The following is a 20,322-nucleotide window of genomic DNA, read 5'->3' on the forward strand; positions in this document are numbered from 1 at the left end:
CATCGCTAATTCAAGCCGCCACCTCAATATCACATTCATCATCATGCAAGCGTCCGCGCAGTTCTGGAAAATCTAACCACCGCAGCAAACCGCCAATAAATTCTCGCGCCGCCGGACACACCGTCCCGCGTGGTGATTGCGGATCGGCAGCCATCGCCACCGCCCCCTGCAAAAACTCCAGCGTTCCCACCGGACGATCTGGCCCTTCTGGCGACCACGTCACCGACGGATCCCGAAAGCGCACCGCGCTGCCGCGTTCGGGCACAACCGGACTCGCCACCCACACCTGCCGCACAATCTGCGCCCCCGATTCAGTATCCCGAATCATCTGGTATTTACTCGTGCCTTCCCAATGATGGGTTTCGATCCGCGAGGTGTATTTCGCGTCAATCACAATCGCCAACGCCAGCCGCCCCACCCCACCGGGCGCTGGAGCATCAAAAAATTCCATGATCACGTCCGGCGACCACGGCGCTTCACCCTCGCGTCCTTGAAACAAACTGTCACCGCTGCGCTGCGCCAGCTCCCGCGACACAATCCAAGGTTCATACCGCAGCAACACCCGCCGACCATCCGCAGCCGTAAATCCCAAGCGCGTATCGCGGCGCAAATCCACCGTAAATAATTGCGAACCGAGGCGGCGAAACAAGCTGTCGTGACTGCTCGGACGCAGCCCGGCGTCTTCACACGCCGCCGCCACCTGCAAAAACACCCATTGCTCGTACATCCGCCACGTCGGTTTACTGCGCTCGTCCAAACTGTGCTCCAGCAGCAGCGTGGAGCGTTGCAAATAATCGCGCATCGACTCCCAAAAGCGGTGGTAATTCAACACATAACGAAAAATTGGCGTCGGTTCTCGCGGCGACACCGCCCGCTGCTGGCGCAGAAATGGCAGCTCCAACATCCCCCGCAGCGCCCGATCAATCCGCTGGGCACGCGCAATCGCATCGTTGAGCTTGTCCAATTTCGGCTGATCAAACGCCTCATACAGCGACGGATCCGTCCCAAAGCGCCGATTCCGATACGGTTTATCCGCCATGATGCTGGCGCGTTCGGCGCTGGCATGACGCGCACAATCTTTGGTGCGCTCGCGGATTAAATCGAGAAACCAACGAATCACGCCATGCTCAACGCATTGCGTGTGGGCGATGATCCGCAAACGCGGCCCGACCATCCCGCCCTCGGTGGACGGACGTCGCGGATCAATGCCCCGCGCCGCAAACCACGCCAGCCCATCGTTGGTCAGGCGCTCCGATCCCGTCCACGTCGTCACCCGCCGTTCCGAGCGCAGCGACACCTCCGGCTGCTGCGAAATTTGCAGCAGGCAAATTCCCAATTCCTGCACCAGCGCCTCAATCACGCCCAATTCCAACTGCGCCGAGCGCGGCGGCAAACGATTGGCAGCGCGACCCTTCGCCTTGGCGATGCCCGCGAACGATTTTGATGCTAAATCAAAGAGTAACCCGCTCGACAACGTCGCCAGATCGCCCACCATCGCATCAAACACCGCCTCGGTGATTTTCGACGCCACCACCGCAATCAGCAGCGTTCCGCGCAGATGCCACGCCGCCTCCGGCGCATGTTCAGGGCGCGTGAATACTTTGATGTCCACCAGCCCGCGAGCACTTTCAAAATACAGCGCCGCTGGCCACTCCACATGTCGCCGATACGCGCTGCCGATGGCGGTCGGCGGCGTCACATCGCCAATCTGCACCCGATATTCCAACCCCGCCTCACGCGGACTGACCTCGAACGTCAAGCGATCCGTTTCCTGACAGGTCGGCGGCACCGCGCCCGCGTTGGCACCATCCAGCGTCAATTCCGCCACGCAGTGATCGTGGTGATACACCGCAAAAGTTGGCAAATCATCAGTCGCTTTCATGCCCGCACTCCCGCCACTCAGTTTTCGACTTCAAAGGCATCGAAATCAATCGCTTGCGAACTTTCTACCGCAATGCGATCCAACATCTGCAACGCGCCGGTAAACGCCGTGCCATGACTGTCGAGAATCGTGCGCAGCTCATCGAGCGCCCGCCGCGCCTCCGCCCGGAAAATCCCCCGCACCTGACTGAGCACCCGCTGCCGCAACTGCATATCGAACGCCTCCTCTGCCGAACACAAGGTCCCGGCGCTGGCGACAAACCGCGCAATCGCCTGATAACGGCGCGGCGTCAACGGACTGCCGAGCACCGCCAGCGGCTGCAACATCGCATCAATCACCGACGCCGCCTGCCCGGTCAGCGTCATATCCCGCGTCCACGAATCAAAACTGGCGACCGTCACCGGCGCACCAGTTGGCGGCGCGACCGAGGTTGACGCCGTGCGCTGCAAACTGCCAAACGGCACCGCCTCTAATCGCAATTCATTAGCGCGATCCCGCAACCGTTGACTTAATGGCTTCGTGGTTTCGTCATAATTCACCGTGCCAATAAAACGCAAATTGCTATTCAATGGCACTCGCGCCCAATCGCGCCAAGGATCAGCGCGATCCACTGCCGAAGGTGAAAACACACCAATTGAACGCTGCTGTCCCGCACGCGGCAATGCCTGTAAAAAGCCACTGAAATAATGCTCTGGCTGCGCCAAATTCATTTCATCTAAACAGACAATCCACAAGCCACTATCGCGCCCATTTTTTTCAGTTTCCATTGCCGCCCAAACTAAATGCTCAAATAAGCCAGTTGCTGCCGGTTGGAATTTTTCCTCTAATAAATTGGCGCGACCTAATAAATCACCCGGTTCTAACCACGACGGACTAACATCGACTGCTAAATAACGCGCCTCATCGCCCGCCAATGCCTGCGCATATAACACCGGCAAGGAAGATTTACCGGTGCCAGAATAACCACCGAGAATGGTTAAATCGCCGCATTTCACACTGAGATGAAATGCCACCAAATCGAGCGGACGGAAACGAAACCCCGCATTAGCGACATGTTCCTTAAAGCGATTAAAAAAGGCTTCTTCATCATCCATGCCGCGTCCATTGCTAATCGCTTGTAAAAAAGCGGGCGGCTCTAAAATCATTGGCGTCGTTGTTGCAACCGCTGCCGTAAACAGCGGCTTTTCTGAGGTCGTGCTGGGACGTTCGACTGGAGTTGCCAAGACACCGATTTGCGTTAAAAACGGACTCATCGACAAGAAATTCTGTAATAACTCTTGGCGATTCTCAACAAAGCGCGTCGCAACTTCTTTTAATCCTTCTTCTAATACTTGGCGCTGCTGATCAATATCAGCGCGAGCCTGCTCAATTGACGCGCTTTCAGTTGCTTGCCACTGTTCAAAGACTTGGCGTTGTTGCTTCAAATCCGCCTCAAGCTGCGCTTCTTCCTGCCGACGCTGGCGCTCTAAATCATTCGCCAAACGCCCAATTTGATGAATAAAATTCTGCTCTTGCTGGCGCAAATCATTGATCTTGCCCTCAACTTCAGCGGTCAACTTGGCGGTATGCGTTTCAATATGTGCTTGCGCCCGCGCTGCAATCGCGGTTTCAAGACGTTGTTCTAAAACCCCAGATTCCAAAATGCTCTGCAATAATTCTTCAATGGCTTCATTTTGTCCCGATAAATGAGAACTCAATACTTTGAAAACATCGACGATTTCATCCGCATTTAACGCATCTTGTGCCGTTAAATAAATTTGGCTGAGGTCTTTCCATTCCTGCATGAAATCGCGTAAGCGTTTACGCGGTAAAACCTGTTTGGCGACTTGCCGCACCACTTCTTCATCGCTATACAAGCGCACATGTTCCAGCGCATCTTCTTGCTGCAAGACTTCAAAGCGTTCCCAAGTTAATAATTGATAACTGGGAGAAAAGGTATCAGATGATTTATTTAAGGGTTGATCGCAAGCTGATAATAAAATGCGATGGCGGATAATAAAACCGGGGTCTTTTTGCACCCGCGCCGCACTAAAAACGACGGTATCAACGCTAGAAATCGGTTTCGAGAGCGTCACAAAATAACGATTGCGATATTCCCATTCCGCTTTGAATGGTCCATAAATCCGATCACCGAGGCGCACTAATACGAGTGAGGTGGGCGGATGATCCATTTCAATCGCATGGGGGCGATTGATGAGATCACGGCGTTCTAAATTTTTAGTGCCGTCGAGAATTTCAATCACGTTGCGCACGCCGCCGAGCCGCACCGAATCCCATTCAAATTGGTATTTATCTTTATCGCCATCTTTGGGATCAAATTGGGCGGCTTCTTCCACGCGCCCCACAATTAAACGTCCCGGCGTTAATTCCTGCTGCGGTGAAATCCCACGAATGAGCCACCAACATAATTCACGATTGGGATAATCACCTTCTCTGACGGGGCCTAAGCGATCATTTTCAATCACTGCAATTGGTCTGACGGTCACAAATTGATTGTCATTTAACCAAAACGGCTGTTGGGCAATTGCCGCAACAATTTCTGTACCACGCGCCATGTTATACGCTCCTTATTTTGAGGTTTGGTCGGGCATTAAGCTATCGTGAGATGCAGCAGGATAATACTCTTCATCTAACAATTGCGTTGGTGAATAGGGACAAGTTGAGGGAAATGTGGTGAGTGCTAAATGCGTTTCTTTACTGGCAAGCTGGGTTGCATCAGCATACGCTTCGGTAAGAATTGCGGCGAATTGCGATTTTAAGCCCGGAGATTTTTTTAGTCGCTTCTGAATGCGCTCACGTTGCGCAATGATGGTGGCACGCCAACTGTCTCCTTTGCATTCGCGCCAGCGTTCTGACAGCGTTTGATATTGATATTGCCATTTGAGTAAATGCGCGAGCAAAATAACGAGGCGGTTTTCAAGTTCATCTCGTTCACTTTTACCCATATCAGTGAGTTCTGCAATCAAGTGTTCAATATCTAGTTCTGCATAACAACCGCTGCGTAATAGTTCTGCGGTGCGTTGCGCCCAAGCAGGGTAATCGGCGTGATACAGCGTGTTTAATTCAATCATGGCAATGCTCACTGCGGTGCAGAACGCATTGGCAGTTAATGCGTTAATTACAATTAACTGCCAATGGTGATTTAACTGCGTTTTTTCGGCGGCAATAGATCAGTGATGGAACCATGCGCCATTTCTGCTGCTAAACCAATGGTTTCGCACAGCGTCGGATGCGGATGAATGGTCAAGCCGAGGTCTTCCATATCCGCGCCCATTTCCAGCGCCAGCACCGCCTCGCCAATCAATTCGCCGGCATTCGGGCCGGCAATGCCTGCGCCTAAAATGCGTTTGGTTTCAGGATCAAACAACAATTTCGTCATGCCCTCCTCGCGGTGAATGCCGAGCGCCCGCCCGCTGGCTGCCCACGGAAACACGCCTTTTTCATACGCAATGCCATCCGCCTTCGCCTTGGTTTCGGTCAAACCCATCCACGCCACTTCGGGATCGGTATAGGCGACCGACGGAATCGTCAGCGGATCAAATCGCGCTGGCAGCCCGGCGATCACCTCGGCAGCAACCTTCGCTTCGTGCGTCGCTTTATGCGCCAGCATCGGTCCGCCCACCACGTCGCCAATGGCAAAAATGTTGGGGATATTGGTGCGCTGGTGCGCGTCAACCTTGATAAAACCATGCTGATCGACGGCGACGCCAGCGGCTTCAGCGTTAATCAGCTTGCCATTCGGCAGCCGTCCCACCGCCACCAGCACCTTGTCGTACACCTCCTCGCCGGGCTGTTTGCCTTCAAATACCGCTTTAATACCCGCCGCAGTCGCAGTCAGGCTGGCAACCTTGGTTTCCAAGCGGATCGTTTCGTAGCGTTTCTTGATGATCTTTTCGACGCAGCGCACCAGATCGGGATCGCAGCCGGGCATCAATTGATCTTTGAATTCCACCACGTCGATGCGCGTGCCTAACGCACTGTAAACGCTCGCCATTTCCAGTCCGATGATGCCGCCGCCCACAATCAACATCCGCCCCGGCACGTCAGCAAGCGCCAGCGCGTCGGTGGAATCCATCACTCGCGGGTCATCGTGCGGAAAGCCGGGGATTTTGATCGAAGACGAGCCGCAGGCGATGATTGCCTGATCAAACTGCACCCGCACCCGCCCTTCTTTGGTGTCAATGCCGAGCCGATTCCGCGCTTCAAATTGCCCAACACCTTGAATCACCTTGACTTTACGCTGCTTCGCCATCGCCGCCAGCCCGCCGGTCAACTTGGCGACGACCTGCTCCTTGCCGCTGCGCATCTGGTCAAGATCAACCTCTGGTGCTGCGTAGGTCACGCCCATCACGCCGAGCGTTTTCACCTCTTCCATAATCAACGCCGTGTGCAGCAGCGCCTTCGACGGAATGCAGCCGACATTGAGACACACGCCGCCGAGCGTCTCGTACCGCTCAACCAGCGTCACCTGTTTGCCGAGATCGGCAGCGCGAAACGCAGCGGTATAACCACCGGGACCGCCGCCGAGCACCAGCACTTCTGTCATCACATCAATCGCTTGCGCGGGAGCGCCGATTTTTTCCAGATTCGCCTCCAGCGCCCGCATTCGCGCTGCCGAGGCGCTGTCCACTTCCAGCGTCAGAATCACGTCACCCTGCGCCACCTTGTCACCCACGTTCACGCTCACCGCGTTGACCACGCCCAAACTTGGCGCGGGAATATCGAGCGTGGTTTTATCGCTCTCCACCGTGATCAGCGATTGTTCTTCAATCACCGCCATGCCGGGCGTCACCAGCACTGCGATGACATCTAAGTCTTTGAATTCGCCAACATTAGGCACTCGAATCTCAATAATTTCGTTCATAACGTCACGGTCTCGAAGCGCCCAGCCGGGCGCAGTGAAAGAGAAGAAAGCATCTGCTTAGATGCTAAACGATCCGGGGAAGCGAGGCGATGTTGGCTGGGGATTCGCGCCGCTGGCAGCCAGTCGGCGCGTGGTCAACAGAAATGACCGCCGGGCGGCGGTCAACAGGCTTACACGCGAAAATGTCCAACTAATTCTTGCAGTTCGGCAGCGAGGCGAGCGAGTTGTTCGGAAGCGTCAGTGGTTTGACGCGCCCCCTGCGCGTTGCCTTCGGCAGCATCGGAAATGCTGGTCACATTGCGATTCATCTCTTCAGCGACTGCGCTTTGTTCCTCAGCGGCACTGGCGACCTGCGCATTCACATCATTGATTGTGATGACCGCTGCCGTGATCGCATCCAACGACTGCGCAGCTTCAGTGGCGCTGGCGCGACTGGATTGGGCGTAATTCTGGCTCTCTTCCATCACCCCGACGGCGCGACGGCTGGCGCTTTGCAACCGCTCAATCATCGCCTGAATCTCTTGGGTAGAACTTTGGGTGCGGGTGGCCAGCGAGCGCACCTCATCCGCCACCACCGCAAAACCGCGTCCCGCCTCACCAGCACGAGCAGCCTCAATCGCCGCGTTGAGCGCGAGCAAATTGGTTTGCTCGGCGATGCTGCGGATCACATCCAACACCTTGCCGATTTCCTGACTATCGCGCCCCAATTCCCGAATCACATTCGCAGCTTTTTGTACTTCCTGCGCCAACTGTTCGATGCGATTCAAGGTGCCAGCGACGACCTGTTTGCCCGCCAGCGCGGCAGTGTGAGCACCTGAAGTAGCCACCGCACCGTTCTGGGCGTTATGCGCCACTTCCTGCGCGGTGGCGCTCATCTCGTGCATGGCGGAGGCGAGTTGATCGACCTCATTGCGCTGGCGACTGACGCCAGCATTGGTGCGTTCCGTCACAGCAGCCAAATCACCCGCAGCGCGTGCCAATTGCGTGGTTGATTCCAAAACGCGCCGAATTAACTCACGGAAATTATCCATCATGGAATTAAACGCGGTAGAAGCGCGGCCAATTTCATCATTACCATTGATTGGCAAACGATGGGTTAAATCGCCATCACCGTGCGCAATGCCTTCTAAACCAAACGTCATTTGTTGCAAAGGGCGTGTCACAAAACGTCCGGTAAAGAAATACAAAAAGACCAATACGGGAATGCTCAACACAGTGGCAAACACAAAAATTTTAATCCCAAATAACCGCACATCCGCATTCACTTGATCGAGATTAATTTCCATGCTCACTGCACCCAAGACGCCATCAACTGGTGCGAGAGCATGACAAGAAGTGCAATCTTTGCCGAGGTAATTTTTACGCGCAAAAGCGGGAGCAACAGCGCGTAACACATTGCCATCTTCACTCAAGGAGAGATACGGCTGACCGGTTTCTAATACGGCGCGTTCAACGTCATCATGGGGTTTTTCTGCGTCTTTGCCGGGACCAAATTGTTTACTGACGTTTTCTCCGCGCAAGACGCGCAAATCTTTGACGTTTTGTAATTCAATAATTTGATCTAAAAACGCAGCACGCTGGGAAATAGTGCCGGTAATCATCATGGTGGTTAAACCAGCCAGCGTCATTTCGTGCAAAGTGCTGGTGAAGGCTTCGGCTTGATCAATTGCCGTTTGGCGTTGTTCATGCGCCGCCCACAGAATTAAACCCGTCCACGCGGGCATTAAAATCAGCCACATTGCGCCGATCAAGCGCACCCAGATCGGCAGGTCATTGATACGTCGCATCGCGGTTCTCGATAATTCAAATAAACAACATTGGCAGGAGTGACGCAGTTGCGATACAAGCGATTGATTGAGTTATCAGTTGTCGGTAGCAACCGTGCTTTTTACTGACAACCGCCAACTGACAACTGACAACTTTTTTTAACTGCGCCACTTCTAATTAGATTAAATCAACTATACCGTCATCAAGATCGTCTCGCAAAGCAGGCGATATTGGCATTGACAGTGCTTAAATTTGCACTGATAAGTGTGGCACACGCGGGGCACGAGCGCCGCTAAAACGGTTTGCTTGATCCCAGTCGGCACGGCATTTGCGCAACGTGCCAAGCTGTCGTTGCTGGGTTGTCGTGCAGCGACTAATAGCGCAGAACCATTTGATTCTAAAAGTGAAATCATGTCTTTGACTCCCGATTGCCTCGCCCAGCTCAAGCTGCGCCAAGCCCCTTTTGAGGCGCTACCCAACCAAGATTTTTTATACACCGATCCGCTGCTCGACAGCTTGGTGGAAACGGCGGTGCGGGCGCTCACCACGCCGGGTGCAATCGTCATCGTCGCCGGAGTCAGCGGCGCGGGACGCAGCATTCATTTGATGCGGCTACTCGGCGGGCTGGGTGAACAGTTTGAAATCATCGCGTTTCGTGGACGCGCCAACATTCCTTTTGCTGCGGTGGAAGCCACCATCCGCAGTCATTTAGCCGCGCACGGTGCCGATGATCCCAATCAGTCGCTGCGGGAGCTGTTTGCCATGCGCGGGCGCAGCGGCATGACGGCCGTGTTGGCGATTGATGATGCACATTTGCTCGGCATGGAACTGATCGACCACTTGCTGGAATTGCGGGCGGAGATGTTGGAAATTGACGGCGCGAGCCTGCAACTGGTTTTAGTCGGCGCTCCCGAATTGAATCGCAACCGTCTGCGGCTGCCTGATCCCGAAGATGAACATCAAGTGGTGCGGCTGAATTTGCGCCCCTTCAATTTGGAACAAGCAGGCGCGTATTTGCGGCATCGGCTGCGGGTAGCGGGGATTGACAATCCCGACGCTTTTTTGTCATCCGGTGACATCGCCGTGCTGCAATCCAGCGCCAAAGGCATCCCCGCGGCGTTGAATGCTCAAGCGAATGCGTGGCTGGTGCGGCGTTGTCTCAGCGCCAACGGCGTGCGCCAGTCCATCGTTGGTAAAATCAGCAGTTTGATTGCGCCAGCCGCCCCGGCAGCCGCAGCGAGCGTGGAAGAAGTGCCATTCACGCCGAGCCGGTTGGCGGCAGTGGACAACGCGCCCGCGCCAGAATTAGACCTCAGCCCGCCATCTGCGCCAGCAGATTGGGCATCTCCCGCGCCACCGCTGAATCCTGAGTTATCGCAGTTTTTGGTGCGCGAGGAAAAACGCACGGAAACCACTGATTTTGATCGCGTACTCAATCAAATTCGCAAAACGCAGTTGCCACCGTTGACGCCACCTCCGCCGGCGAGCGCCGCCGCCGCCACACCCAAACCGCCCGTCGCTGCGCTGCTGGAGATGATGAATCGACCTTGGTTTATTCCGGCGATTGTCGGAGTGGTGGTGCTGGCCATCGTGGTGCCGGTGGTGCTGCAACTACAGGAACCCGCGCCACCGACTGCACCGTCTTTGCTGGTCGCAGCGCCGCGTCCAGAGCCAATTCCACCCGCGCTTCCGGTCGAACCAGTGCCGGTCGTCGCGCCAACGGTGGCGGCACCTGCGCCGCAAAATGCACCGCCGCCGTCAACGCTCGCCGCGCTGACACCGGAGCCAGAACCGCCGCCGGAGGTCATCGCCACGCCGGAACCGACACCGCCCGCATCTCCACCCGCGCTTGATTTTGCTGCTGATCGCGCTTGGCTGGAACGCCAAGAAAACAATCGCTTCACCGTGCAATTATTGGCGGCGCGTAATATGTCAAAAGTTAATGAATTCATGGAAAGCAATACGGTGGAAGGCATTCACACCATTAAAACCCGTTCTTTTTATGTGATTTTAGTTGGCAGTTATCCCAATCGCCGCGCCGCAGAAGCAGCGATTGACGCACTGCCAAACGCGGTGCGAGTGAATGGCCCTTGGATTCGCACCATTGGCTCAGTGGTGGATTCAATCCGCTAAAGTTTTGTGCGCATCAATTCGCCCGGCGGCAATTCATCACTGGGTTCGCAATACGCCACATTTAACAAATACACCCGCCGACTATCCGCCCGCATTACCGTAAAGCGAAACTGTCCCAATTCAACAACTTCACCGCGTTTGGGTAAATGACCAAGCGCGTTGACCACCAAACCACCAATCGTATCGAATTCATCACTGGCGAAATCACTACCGAAGTATTCATTAAAATCTTCAATAGTGGTACGCGCTTTGGCGCTGAATTCGTTTTTATCACGGCGAAAAACACCAGAGCCTTCATCATAATCATGCTCGTCGTCGATTTCTCCCACGATCTGCTCTAACACATCTTCAATCGTGACTAACCCCGCCGCACTGCCGTATTCATCAACCACAATTGCCATGTGATTCCGGCTGGCGCGAAATTCTTTTAAGAGCACATTGAGCCGTTTACTATCAGGAACGAATACTGCCGAGCGCAGCAAATCGCGGATATTAAATGCCCGCCGACCATTTTCAACACAGAATGTTAATAAGTCTTTGGCTAATAAAATTCCCACCACTTCGCCTTTATCATCGCCACTCACGGGAAACCGAGAATGCGCTGATTTCACCGCAATTTGGAGAATTTTTTCCAACGGATCATCACGGCGCAATACGACCATTTCAGCGCGTGGAATCATAATATCGCGCACCCGCAAATCAGCGACTTGCAATACGCCTTCCATCATACTCAACGCATCGGCATCTAAAATTTCCCGCTGCCGCGCATCCTTTAATTGTTCAATCAACTGCTCTCGATTTTGTGGTTCGCATTTCCACCGCTGCGCCATACGCTTCAACCAACGATGAGGGTGCGAACCTCGACTAGATCGCTCAGTGGTCATAATAAACTTCAAAGCTCCGCATCATAAGGAGGTGGAAATCCCAAGGCGCAAATCAGGCGCGTTTCCAATGCTTCCATTGCCTCAGCGTCACTATCATCGAGATGATCGTAGCCGCGCAAATGTAATACCCCATGCACGATTAAATGCGCCCAATGCGCCGCAAGGGTTTTATTCTGTTCTTGCGCTTCCCGGGCGACGACTTCAGCACAAATCACCAAATCACCGAGTAAATTTTGAATTGGATCATCGGCATCAATACCGGGCGGCACTTCAAATGGGAATGACAAGATATTGGTGGGACGATCAATGCCACGATACTGTTGATTTAATGCCGCACTTTCTGCTTCGCTCACAACGCGAATGGTTAATTCAGCGCAAGCACGGCTGTCAGCAAGTGCCGCAGTCACCCATTGCTCTAATTGCGATAACGGCGGTAAATGTGTGCATTCAGTCGCTAATTGCACATCAAGGTCTATTTGTGTCATTGCAGAATTCAACTATTTGCACTGGCGGTGAGGCGAGCTTTTTTCGCCTGTTCAAAGGTTTCATACGCATTCACAATCTGCTGCACCAGCGCATGTCGCACCACGTCACGCGAATGAAACAAGGTAAAACTAATTCCTTTTACCGTGCGCAAAATATCCACCGCTTGCTGTAAACCCGACGGCTGTCCACGCGGTAAATCAACTTGGGTTAAATCGCCAGTAATTACAGCAGTTGCACCAAAACCTAAACGGGTTAAAAACATCTTCATTTGTTCCGGCGTGGTGTTTTGCGCTTCATCTAAAATCACAAACGCATTATTCAAAGTGCGTCCGCGCATAAAAGCCAATGGCGCAACTTCAATCACGTTGCGTTCTAATAACTTGGTGACTTTTTCAAAGCCCATCATTTCAAACAGTGCGTCATATAACGGGCGCAAATAAGGATCAATTTTTTGCGCTAAATCACCGGGTAAAAAGCCCAAACGTTCGCCCGCTTCTACTGCCGGTCGCACCAATAACAAACGCCGCACCCGTTCCGTTTCTAAGGCTTCAATCGCGCTGGCAACCGCCAAATAGGTTTTACCCGTTCCCGCTGGACCAATACCAAAGTTAATGTCGTGGTGTTGAATGGCGTGTAAATACGCTTGTTGATTCGCACCGCGAGCGCGAATTAAACCGCGTTTGGTTTTAATCACGATTTCAGGTAAATGATCTACCGTTGCCTCGCGGACAGCATCCGCCCCAGCGACTTGCAACGCTAAATGAATGATGTCAGCAGTGATGCCACTATCAACAGTTTCTGTATACAGTTGGCGCAAAATGTCAGCACCTAATCGCACCGCTTCTGCGTTACCAATTAAGCGAAAACAACTCCCGCGTGAATTGATTTCAATCCCCAAGCCACGCTCTAATTGGCGCAGATGTTGATCAAATTGACCGCAGAGATTCGCAATCCGCAGGTTATCTTCTGGTTGGAGTTCCAGATCAAGATGTTGGTCGAGCAGTTGGAATGAGTTTGGCACGCTAATTGATAATGCTCCGATTTGTGGGATAGTATTCTCGTAGTTTATTGAGTAAAAATTGAAGAATTCACTTCAATCCTGTTGATTCGGATGATTACCAATGTATCAAGAATCATGCAAAACTTCTCAATTTTGCGCATAGATATTGCCAATCACACGATAAAAACCGCCTGTTGATGCTTCTTCAATTCTATCCACGAGATAGAATTGTCCTTCCTGTCGTAAATTGCGCGGGAATTGCACATACCACATTTGGTAGCCGGGCGAAACCACTTTAATTCGTAACTTTGAACCTTCTTTAATACACTGCAAAACGACTCCTGACGCATTCACTGGAGCAGCTTCGAGAATATCACTTGCGACTAATGTGGCTTGCTTGACTGGCGCTTTCATCTCACGAGAGGTCATTACTTGACCGTTCATTGCAGCTTGAATAGCGGCTTCGCTTGCATCAATACACGCTAAAAAACCATCAGTTGTAACGATGTAGAGCTTTTCATCAAGATACTGCATCGAATACGCTGAACCACAGCCCGTAGCCAATTTCCACAACCGTTCACCGGTATTTCTAAAGCAATAAAGAGAAGAATAACTATCTCCTGCAAAAATATACTGTTCATCTGGTGACGCGGCACACGAAAAAACCGCGTTATCTGCTCTACAGATTTGCTTTTCTTCTCCCTGCTTAGTCATTATTGTGACGTTATCATTTCCCATTCCAGCATAAACGTATTCTTGACCCAACCAGCCAAATAATACGTTCCCAACAGATTTTTTCCAAACAGCAGTACCGTTGCCCCAACCGTCAAAACAACTCACGCCTTTTGAATCACCATAGAAAATTCGACCATCTTCATCACAGCGCACCATCCACGCGGATACTCCCGCACTCTTTGCTGACCATTGACACTCATTTTCGTAGTTAATTGTGGTTAGCGTTCCACCTGAATCTGAAACGCCCAAAAATCCATTACGAATATCTAACCAAAAAATATCAATATGCTCATTGATTTCGTATGCCAAGCGCGGAATTTTTCCCGATAAATCATACACGTTTCCATCATCGCAACCGACATAAATCCAATGCGTGTCGGCAACAATACATTTAACGCCTTCTCCAAAACGATATTGATTGATGATTTCGCCTTCTGGAGTGAGTTTGTATACCAAACCTGCTTGATTGCCGACCCAACACGTTTGTTGGTCAATAAAAATTCCAAACGCTCCCGAACCAGAGCTAAATTTCCATAATGTTGGAACAGTGGTTTTAATCGTTGATGGTTGGCTCACAATGTTGCGACGGGTGATGGTGCGTTTTTTTCGCACACCTTTAACCGCCTCAGCATAACCTTTGCGTTTTTTCTCATTGACTTTTTTCAAAGCCAATTTCTCTGCTTCCTGCGGAGTAGCACAGAAAGAGATGCTTTTTGAGCCATCGGTTCCAATGCGACCGTATTGAATGGTAACGCTGCAATCTTCTACTGTAATTGCGTAAAATTTATGGGAAATGCCGTTACTTTCTTCTTCGGATAGTTCCAAATAATACTGAGTCATCGCATAGCCCCTGTTGCAGGAAATTTCAAGACCGTGGAATCATTGACAGTGTTAACATTGCGGATAATGCTGACCAAACTATTTTATCCTACGCATCGGATCACTATTCGCTAATTGAAGCAGTTATCACAGGAGAGGTGAGTTGGGCGCGGAGTGAATTCGGCAACGCTTCAGTAATGGTGACTTCAACAAAGTTGCCAATTAAATCAGGAGTTCCGGTGAAATTGACAACGCGATTATTTTCAGTACGCCCGGCAAGTTGATTCATATCTTTTCTGGCGTGTCCTTCCACTAAAATGCGTTGGGTGGTGCCAATCATGTGGCGACTAATCCGTTGTGCGTGATGATTTAAGCGGTGTTGTAATTGTTCTAAACGCGCCTTTTTTTCATTCAAGGTGACATCGTCTGGGTATTCAGCAGCAGGCGTATTCGGACGGCGGCTATAAATGAAACTGTAGCTGTGATCGAATTCAAGCCGTTCTACCAGCGCCAGCGTGGCGGCAAAATCATCTGCCGTTTCGCCCGGAAAACCAACAATAAAATCAGATGACAGCGTTAAATGCGGGCGTACCTGCCGCAGCCGTTCAATTTTGGTGCAATAGTCGGCGACCGTGTGCCCGCGCCGCATCGCCGCTAATATCCGATCCGAGCCGGATTGCACCGGTAAATGCAAAAAATCGACCAATTGCGGCACGTCAGCAAAGGCATCAATTAAACGCTCAGAAAATGCCATTGGATGGCTGGTGGTAAAACGAATTCGTTCAATTCCCGCAATTGCAGCGACGGCGCGAATTAAATCAGCCAAATCAACACGTTCTGCCGCTGCGTCCGCCGTCCGTCCGCGATAGGCGTTGACGTTTTGTCCCAATAAATTGATCTCGCGCACGCCTTGCGCAGCTAAGGCGCTCACTTCGGTTAAAACGTCAGCGACGGGGCGGCTGAGTTCGCGCCCGCGAGTGTAGGGGACGACGCAGTAGGTGCAGAACCGCGAGCAGCCTTCCATGACGGTCACAAAGGCGGTCGCGCTGCTGGCGCGGGGTGTGGGCAAACAGTCGAATTTTTCGATTTTAGGAAAGGAAACATCAACTTGCGGGCGCTTCTCGCTGGCAAGATCGCGCAGCATTTGCGGTAAACGGTGCAGCGTTTGCGGGCCAAACACTATATCAACGAAGGGAGCGCGTTCTCGAATGGCGGCACCATCTTGGCTGGCAACGCAGCCGCCGACGCCAATAATTAAGTCGGGGCGGGCGAGTTTCCACGGACGCCAACGTCCGAGTTGAGAATAGACTTTTTCTTGGGCTTTTTCACGAATGGCGCAGGTATTTAATAACAATACGTCAGCGTCTTCCGCAGTCTCAATTAATTCTAAACCGGCGGTCTCACGCAATAAATCAGCAATACGCGCCGAATCATGTACGTTCATTTGACAGCCATACGTTTGAATATACAGTTTACGCATGAGCAAAGATACTTCGTTTGGCAAATAAAGATGACGTTGAATTGTGAAATAGTCACGCAGTTGTATTCAACTGATAACCGATAACGCAATTCAACGTCACCATAATGAATTAACGCGCTGGCGGCTGGAGCGGCGGTTTTGCGCCCGCCCATAGCAACGTGTGCAATTCCGCCAAGCCGTCGCGGTGCGAAATCAGCGCCCGTTTTTCGCGGGTGCTCAAACCGTTGAGACCGGCATCTTGGAGCTTGAAAATCAGCCCTTCCAGCGCGTGCCGCCGCCGCCGACTCGGGGCTTCATCCGGCAATTGCGCGGCGTGCAGCGCGTAAGTACACGGATTGACTACCGCCCGCAGCCAGAAATCGCCGCTCGCAGCACCGGCTGGCGCTGCCGTTTGTTGGAGCTGCTGTTCCAGCAACGCCAACACTCGCGGCTCGGCAGATTCTTCTGGCGTCAAAAATAAACCCAAGCGCCGCGCCCATTGTCCCAGCGCGATGCGGCTGGTGAGCATCGAGACCGGAATTGACAGCGCCAGCCCCGCGAGCACCGGCGTAAACCACCAAAAGAAATCAGGCACATATAAATAAGTCGCCGTGCCCGTCACCACCGCAACCAAGGTGTGGACGCTGTGCGCTCCCACTGCTTCGGCAAAACCGGTTTGATGATCGCCGCGTTCCTGCGTCGGCCAGCCCACGGTGGTGCGCAGCAGAATTGCCGCTACGAATTTGCTTTGAAACAGCATCAACACTGGCGCAAGCAGCACCGAAAAGAAACTTTCAATCAACACGCTGAGTGCCGCTTTTGGCAGTCCGCCAAAACGTCGCGCCAGCGCCGGATCAAACGCCAATAACACCAGCGATAACACCTTGGGTAAAAACAGCAGCGTCAGCGTCACCCACAGCACGGTCGCCATTTCCACCGCATACGATTGCGGCCACACCGGCAGCACGTTATCGCCAAAGAAATACACCGGCACCGTCAAACTGTGGAAATACGCCTCGATGCCGGTTGCGATCAGAAAGAGCAGCCACAACGGCGAGGCCAGATACGACATCACGCCCATGATGAAATGGATACGGCTCGCGCCCTTGAATCCCCGCGCCAGCACCAGCCGCGAATGCTGCAAATTGCCCTGACACCAGCGCCGATCCCGTTTGGCGTAATCAATCAACGTCGGCGGGATTTCCTCATAACTGCCGCCGAGATCGTCAGCAAGCTGCACCTTCCAACCCGCTCGCGCCAGCAACGCCGCTTCCACAAAATCATGGCTGAGAATCTCGCCGCCAAACGGCTCATTGCCCGGCAACTGCGGCAGCCCGCAGTGCTCAGTGAACGGGCGCACGCGGATGATGGCGTTATGTCCCCAGAAATTGGCGGTATTTTGCTGCCAATACGACAAACCAGCGGCAAACATGCTGCCGTACAAACTGCCAGCAAATTGCAGCATCCGCGCAAATAATGACGAGCGATTGACCGGCACCGGCGGCACCTGCACCAGCGCGAGACGCGGATCCGCTTCCATCCGCCGCACCATCTCCACCAGCGTCTCTCCCGCCATGATGCTATCGGCGTCGAGCACGATCATGTAGCGATAACGCCCGCCCCAATTGCGGCAAAATTCGGCGAGATTGCCGCTTTTACGCGCCGTGTTTTCCACCCGATTGCGATAAAAAATCCGCGCCGGTTCGCCCACTTCTCGCGCCCACCGCCGCCACTGCATTTCTTCCTGCACCCAGACATCGGGATCGCGGGTATCGCTCAGAACAAACACCTCAAAACTGTCCGCCTGCCCCGTTTCCACCAACGATTGATAGGTCGCCCGCAGCCCCGCAAACACGCGCTCAGGGTCTTCGTTGTACACCGGCATCACAATCGCAGTGCGAAATGGTTCATTGAGATCGTTGAGCAACGGCGCGGTTTTGCTCACCGCCGGCTGGCGCTGCCGGCGCAGGATGCGCACAAAACCGAGCGCTGCCGTCCAAAAGGAAGCCGTGATCCACAGCATCAAAATTGCGTACAAAATCAACAGCGCCAGCTCCAACGGCGTGATGCCACCGTCCTGAATTGCCGCCGATAACAGCGACATCGCGCCGAGCGTGGTGAGCATCGTGAGCAGGAAAAAGATCGGGCGATGGAAATAGCGCCCTAAGCCGAAAAAATGGCGACTCATGCAGATTCTCCGGGCGCTGGCACACGCGCATCGGGTTGACAAAACCAGCGGCAGATCGCGCCGGAAAATTGCCGCCGCGCTCGCTGACAACATAAATCAATGGTGCTGGTCGGCATCGGCAGCGGCGCCAATGGTGGCACGGCAGTCAGTTGGAGCGCCCGCAATTGCGGCGCCAGCGTGTCCGATTCCGCTGCCGCGCCGTCAAGCCACCGCTGCGTCCAGCCCGGTACCTCGCCACTGAGCACGGCAGCGCGAGCAGCCGCCAACGCGTTGGGATCCGCCTCGCCCAATTCCGTCAGCAGCCACGCATCCAGCAGCGCCAAAGTCGCCTCAATCGCCGCCTCAATCGTGTCTTCTAACGGCGCAGCGGCGGCGCGACTCGCCACTTGCTGGCGCACCTGTTCCGTTAATTGCGCCACCTCGGCAGCGTCAGTAACGCCGAGCGCGGCAAGATACACGGTCAAACGTGCGGCAGTTGGCGGCCACCAGTCGGCGCTGACCAACGCGAGATCAGAATCAACATGAGAAGTTGGCATAATTGTTATTCCCGCACCCAGCGAAAACTCCAAGTTTCACTCAACACATCATTACCGTTGCGTAAAAATGCGCGTAAATCAGCAGGCTGATTGCCATTCGGCGTTAATTCAAAAAACAGCCGCCAACCATTATTCGCAGGATTGGCTTGCACAATTGGTTTGGAGACCTGCCCAGAAGTGGTAAACACCTGCGCTTCTACTGGCGTATTCGGATCAAGTTTTGCCAAGGTTTCACCAGTGAAATCAACGACAAACTTGCGCACATTCGGATCAAGAATATCGGTGCCACCTGCGCCAATTCGCGTTGCACTCACGCGCCCGCCGAGCATTGCCGCTTCTGGGTCTTTCGTAAAGCGCAGCCGATACGCAAAGTTTAATTCTTGTCCCGCTTCAGTCGGTTGCGCGGGAATCCAATACGCGCCGATATTGTCATAGCGTTCCGCATTGCTGGGAATTTCCACTAATTCAACGACACCCTTGCCCCAATTACCAATGGGTTCTACCACCGCGCTGGGGCGATTGTGATAATGCGCTTCTAAATCTTCATAATTGGTAAAGTTGCGATCACGTTGCAATAACGCGAATGAACGCGGATTTTCAACTTGGAAATTGCTCACCCGCAGCCCAATCGGATTGGCTAATGGACGCCAAATGCGCTCGCCATAATTGGTTTCCACTAACAAACCATCAGAATCATGCACTTCAGGGCGAAAATCATCAATAAAGCGGTCGCTGTTTTCACCGTGAAAAAACATGCTGGTCAAGGGCGCAATACCCAGTTTTTGCACAGATTTACGGAAAAACAATTTCGCTTTGACATCAATGACCGTTTCCACGCCGGGATGAATCACAAACCGATAGGCACCAGCGACGCTATCGCTATCCAGCAAGCCGTACAGTGTGATTTCAGACGCATTCGGCACCGGCTGGCGCAGCCAAAATTCACGGAAAACGGGGAATTCTTCGCGGCTCGGTAAGCCAGTATCAATCGCTAATCCTCGCGCTGATAATCCATAATTCAAATCTTTGCCCAAAGCGCGGAAATAGCTGGCACCTTGAAAGACGGCAAGATCATCAAACACGTCGGCGCGATTCAACGGGTGCATGATGCGCAAACCGGCATAACCCAGATTGGTGGGCATGTCATCAGGAACTAAGTTTTTTCCATAATTAAATAAATCATGGTGAAACGTCACCGGAGCGGCTTGACCAGCGGCATCAACTAAATTGATGGTGACGCGATCTTGCGATAAAAACCCGCGATGAAAAAAGTTGACTTGAAACGGCAACGTTTCATTGCGCCATAAATTATGCGCGGGATCAAAACGAATATCCCGATAATGATCGTAATCCAAATTGGCTAAATAATGCGGCAACGCGGGACGATCCGGTTGATATGGATTAGCCGCTAATTCAGCAGCGCGGCGAGTGACCGTTGCAAATGTGAATTTATCGGAATTAACGTCATTCGCATCGGGATCAACCGTATTGGTTTCCGCAGCGGCAATGCTGCTCGTTAATACCACAGCGAGGGTAAAAGGAAGTACGCGCATCATTCGGGGACTCATT

15 protein-coding genes are annotated in these 20,322 nt (G+C 53.0%); 1 reads left to right on the forward strand and 14 read right to left on the reverse strand.

Features of this window, described 5'->3' with window-relative positions; genetic code table 11:
- Positions 1–10 precede the first annotated feature (10 nt).
- From CKO12_RS09120 to CKO12_RS09145, 6 genes are all read right to left on the reverse strand, one after another.
- Positions 11–1,882, reverse strand: coding sequence for a nuclease domain-containing protein (locus tag CKO12_RS09120; RefSeq protein WP_200154430.1), 1,872 nt, complete (start codon positions 1,880–1,882; stop codon positions 11–13).
- Positions 1,883–1,899: 17 nt separating this feature from the next.
- Positions 1,900–4,437 carry a hypothetical protein gene (locus CKO12_RS09125; RefSeq protein ID WP_200154431.1) on the reverse strand — a complete coding sequence of 846 codons (2,538 nt, stop codon included), beginning with the start codon at positions 4,435–4,437 and terminating at the stop codon, positions 1,900–1,902.
- 12 nt (positions 4,438–4,449) lie between these two features.
- The gene (locus CKO12_RS09130; RefSeq protein WP_200154432.1) at positions 4,450–4,953 is read right to left on the reverse strand and encodes a DUF29 domain-containing protein; all 504 of its coding nucleotides are present in this window, start codon (positions 4,951–4,953) and stop codon (positions 4,450–4,452) included.
- 71 nt (positions 4,954–5,024) lie between these two features.
- Positions 5,025–6,746 carry a dihydrolipoyl dehydrogenase gene (gene lpdA / locus CKO12_RS09135; protein WP_200154433.1) on the reverse strand — a complete coding sequence of 574 codons (1,722 nt, stop codon included), beginning with the start codon at positions 6,744–6,746 and terminating at the stop codon, positions 5,025–5,027.
- Positions 6,747–6,916: 170 nt separating this feature from the next.
- Complete coding sequence (locus tag CKO12_RS09140) at positions 6,917–8,533, reverse strand: methyl-accepting chemotaxis protein (protein WP_200154434.1); 1,617 nt, start codon at positions 8,531–8,533, stop codon at positions 6,917–6,919.
- Positions 8,534–8,704: 171 nt separating this feature from the next.
- Positions 8,705–8,926: a hypothetical protein gene (locus CKO12_RS09145; RefSeq protein ID WP_200154435.1), complete on the reverse strand. Its 222-nt coding sequence runs from the start codon at positions 8,924–8,926 to the stop codon at positions 8,705–8,707.
- On the opposite strand from CKO12_RS09145, the gene CKO12_RS09150 reads away from it, so the two are divergent.
- Positions 8,925–10,646, forward strand: a complete 1,722-nt coding sequence (locus tag CKO12_RS09150) for an AAA family ATPase (protein WP_200154436.1) — start codon at positions 8,925–8,927, stop codon at positions 10,644–10,646. The two genes, CKO12_RS09145 and CKO12_RS09150, sit on opposite strands and share 2 nt — an antisense overlap.
- Here CKO12_RS09150 and CKO12_RS09155 read toward each other — a convergent pair.
- The 8 genes from CKO12_RS09155 to CKO12_RS09190 all read right to left on the reverse strand — a co-directional run bounded on the left by CKO12_RS09155 (position 10,643) and on the right by CKO12_RS09190 (position 20,309).
- Positions 10,643–11,530: an HlyC/CorC family transporter gene (locus CKO12_RS09155; RefSeq protein WP_200154437.1), complete on the reverse strand. Its 888-nt coding sequence runs from the start codon at positions 11,528–11,530 to the stop codon at positions 10,643–10,645. The two genes, CKO12_RS09150 and CKO12_RS09155, sit on opposite strands and share 4 nt — an antisense overlap.
- A gap of 8 nt (positions 11,531–11,538) precedes the next feature.
- Positions 11,539–12,015: an rRNA maturation RNase YbeY gene (gene ybeY, locus CKO12_RS09160; protein ID WP_200154438.1), complete on the reverse strand. Its 477-nt coding sequence runs from the start codon at positions 12,013–12,015 to the stop codon at positions 11,539–11,541.
- Positions 12,016–12,023: 8 nt separating this feature from the next.
- Positions 12,024–13,037 (reverse strand): PhoH family protein, encoded by a 1,014-nt coding sequence (locus CKO12_RS09165; protein WP_338032727.1) that lies wholly within the window; start codon positions 13,035–13,037, stop codon positions 12,024–12,026.
- 126 nt (positions 13,038–13,163) lie between these two features.
- Positions 13,164–14,591 (reverse strand): WGR domain-containing protein, encoded by a 1,428-nt coding sequence (locus tag CKO12_RS09170; protein ID WP_200154439.1) that lies wholly within the window; start codon positions 14,589–14,591, stop codon positions 13,164–13,166.
- Between the two features lie 103 nt (positions 14,592–14,694).
- Complete coding sequence (gene miaB / locus CKO12_RS09175; RefSeq protein ID WP_200154440.1) at positions 14,695–16,050, reverse strand: tRNA (N6-isopentenyl adenosine(37)-C2)-methylthiotransferase MiaB; 1,356 nt, start codon at positions 16,048–16,050, stop codon at positions 14,695–14,697.
- Positions 16,051–16,159: 109 nt separating this feature from the next.
- Complete coding sequence (gene mdoH, locus CKO12_RS09180; protein ID WP_200154441.1) at positions 16,160–18,217, reverse strand: glucans biosynthesis glucosyltransferase MdoH; 2,058 nt, start codon at positions 18,215–18,217, stop codon at positions 16,160–16,162.
- On the reverse strand, positions 18,214–18,753 hold the full coding sequence (locus CKO12_RS09185) for a hypothetical protein (RefSeq protein ID WP_200154442.1): 540 nt from the start codon (positions 18,751–18,753) through the stop codon (positions 18,214–18,216). The genes mdoH and CKO12_RS09185 overlap by 4 nt, the downstream gene beginning before the upstream one ends.
- A gap of 5 nt (positions 18,754–18,758) precedes the next feature.
- Complete coding sequence (locus tag CKO12_RS09190) at positions 18,759–20,309, reverse strand: OpgD/OpgG family glucan biosynthesis protein (RefSeq protein WP_242466281.1); 1,551 nt, start codon at positions 20,307–20,309, stop codon at positions 18,759–18,761.
- Positions 20,310–20,322: the final 13 nt, after the last annotated feature.

Source organism: Chromatium okenii, assembly GCF_016583745.1.
GTDB lineage: Bacteria > Pseudomonadota > Gammaproteobacteria > Chromatiales > Chromatiaceae > Chromatium > Chromatium okenii.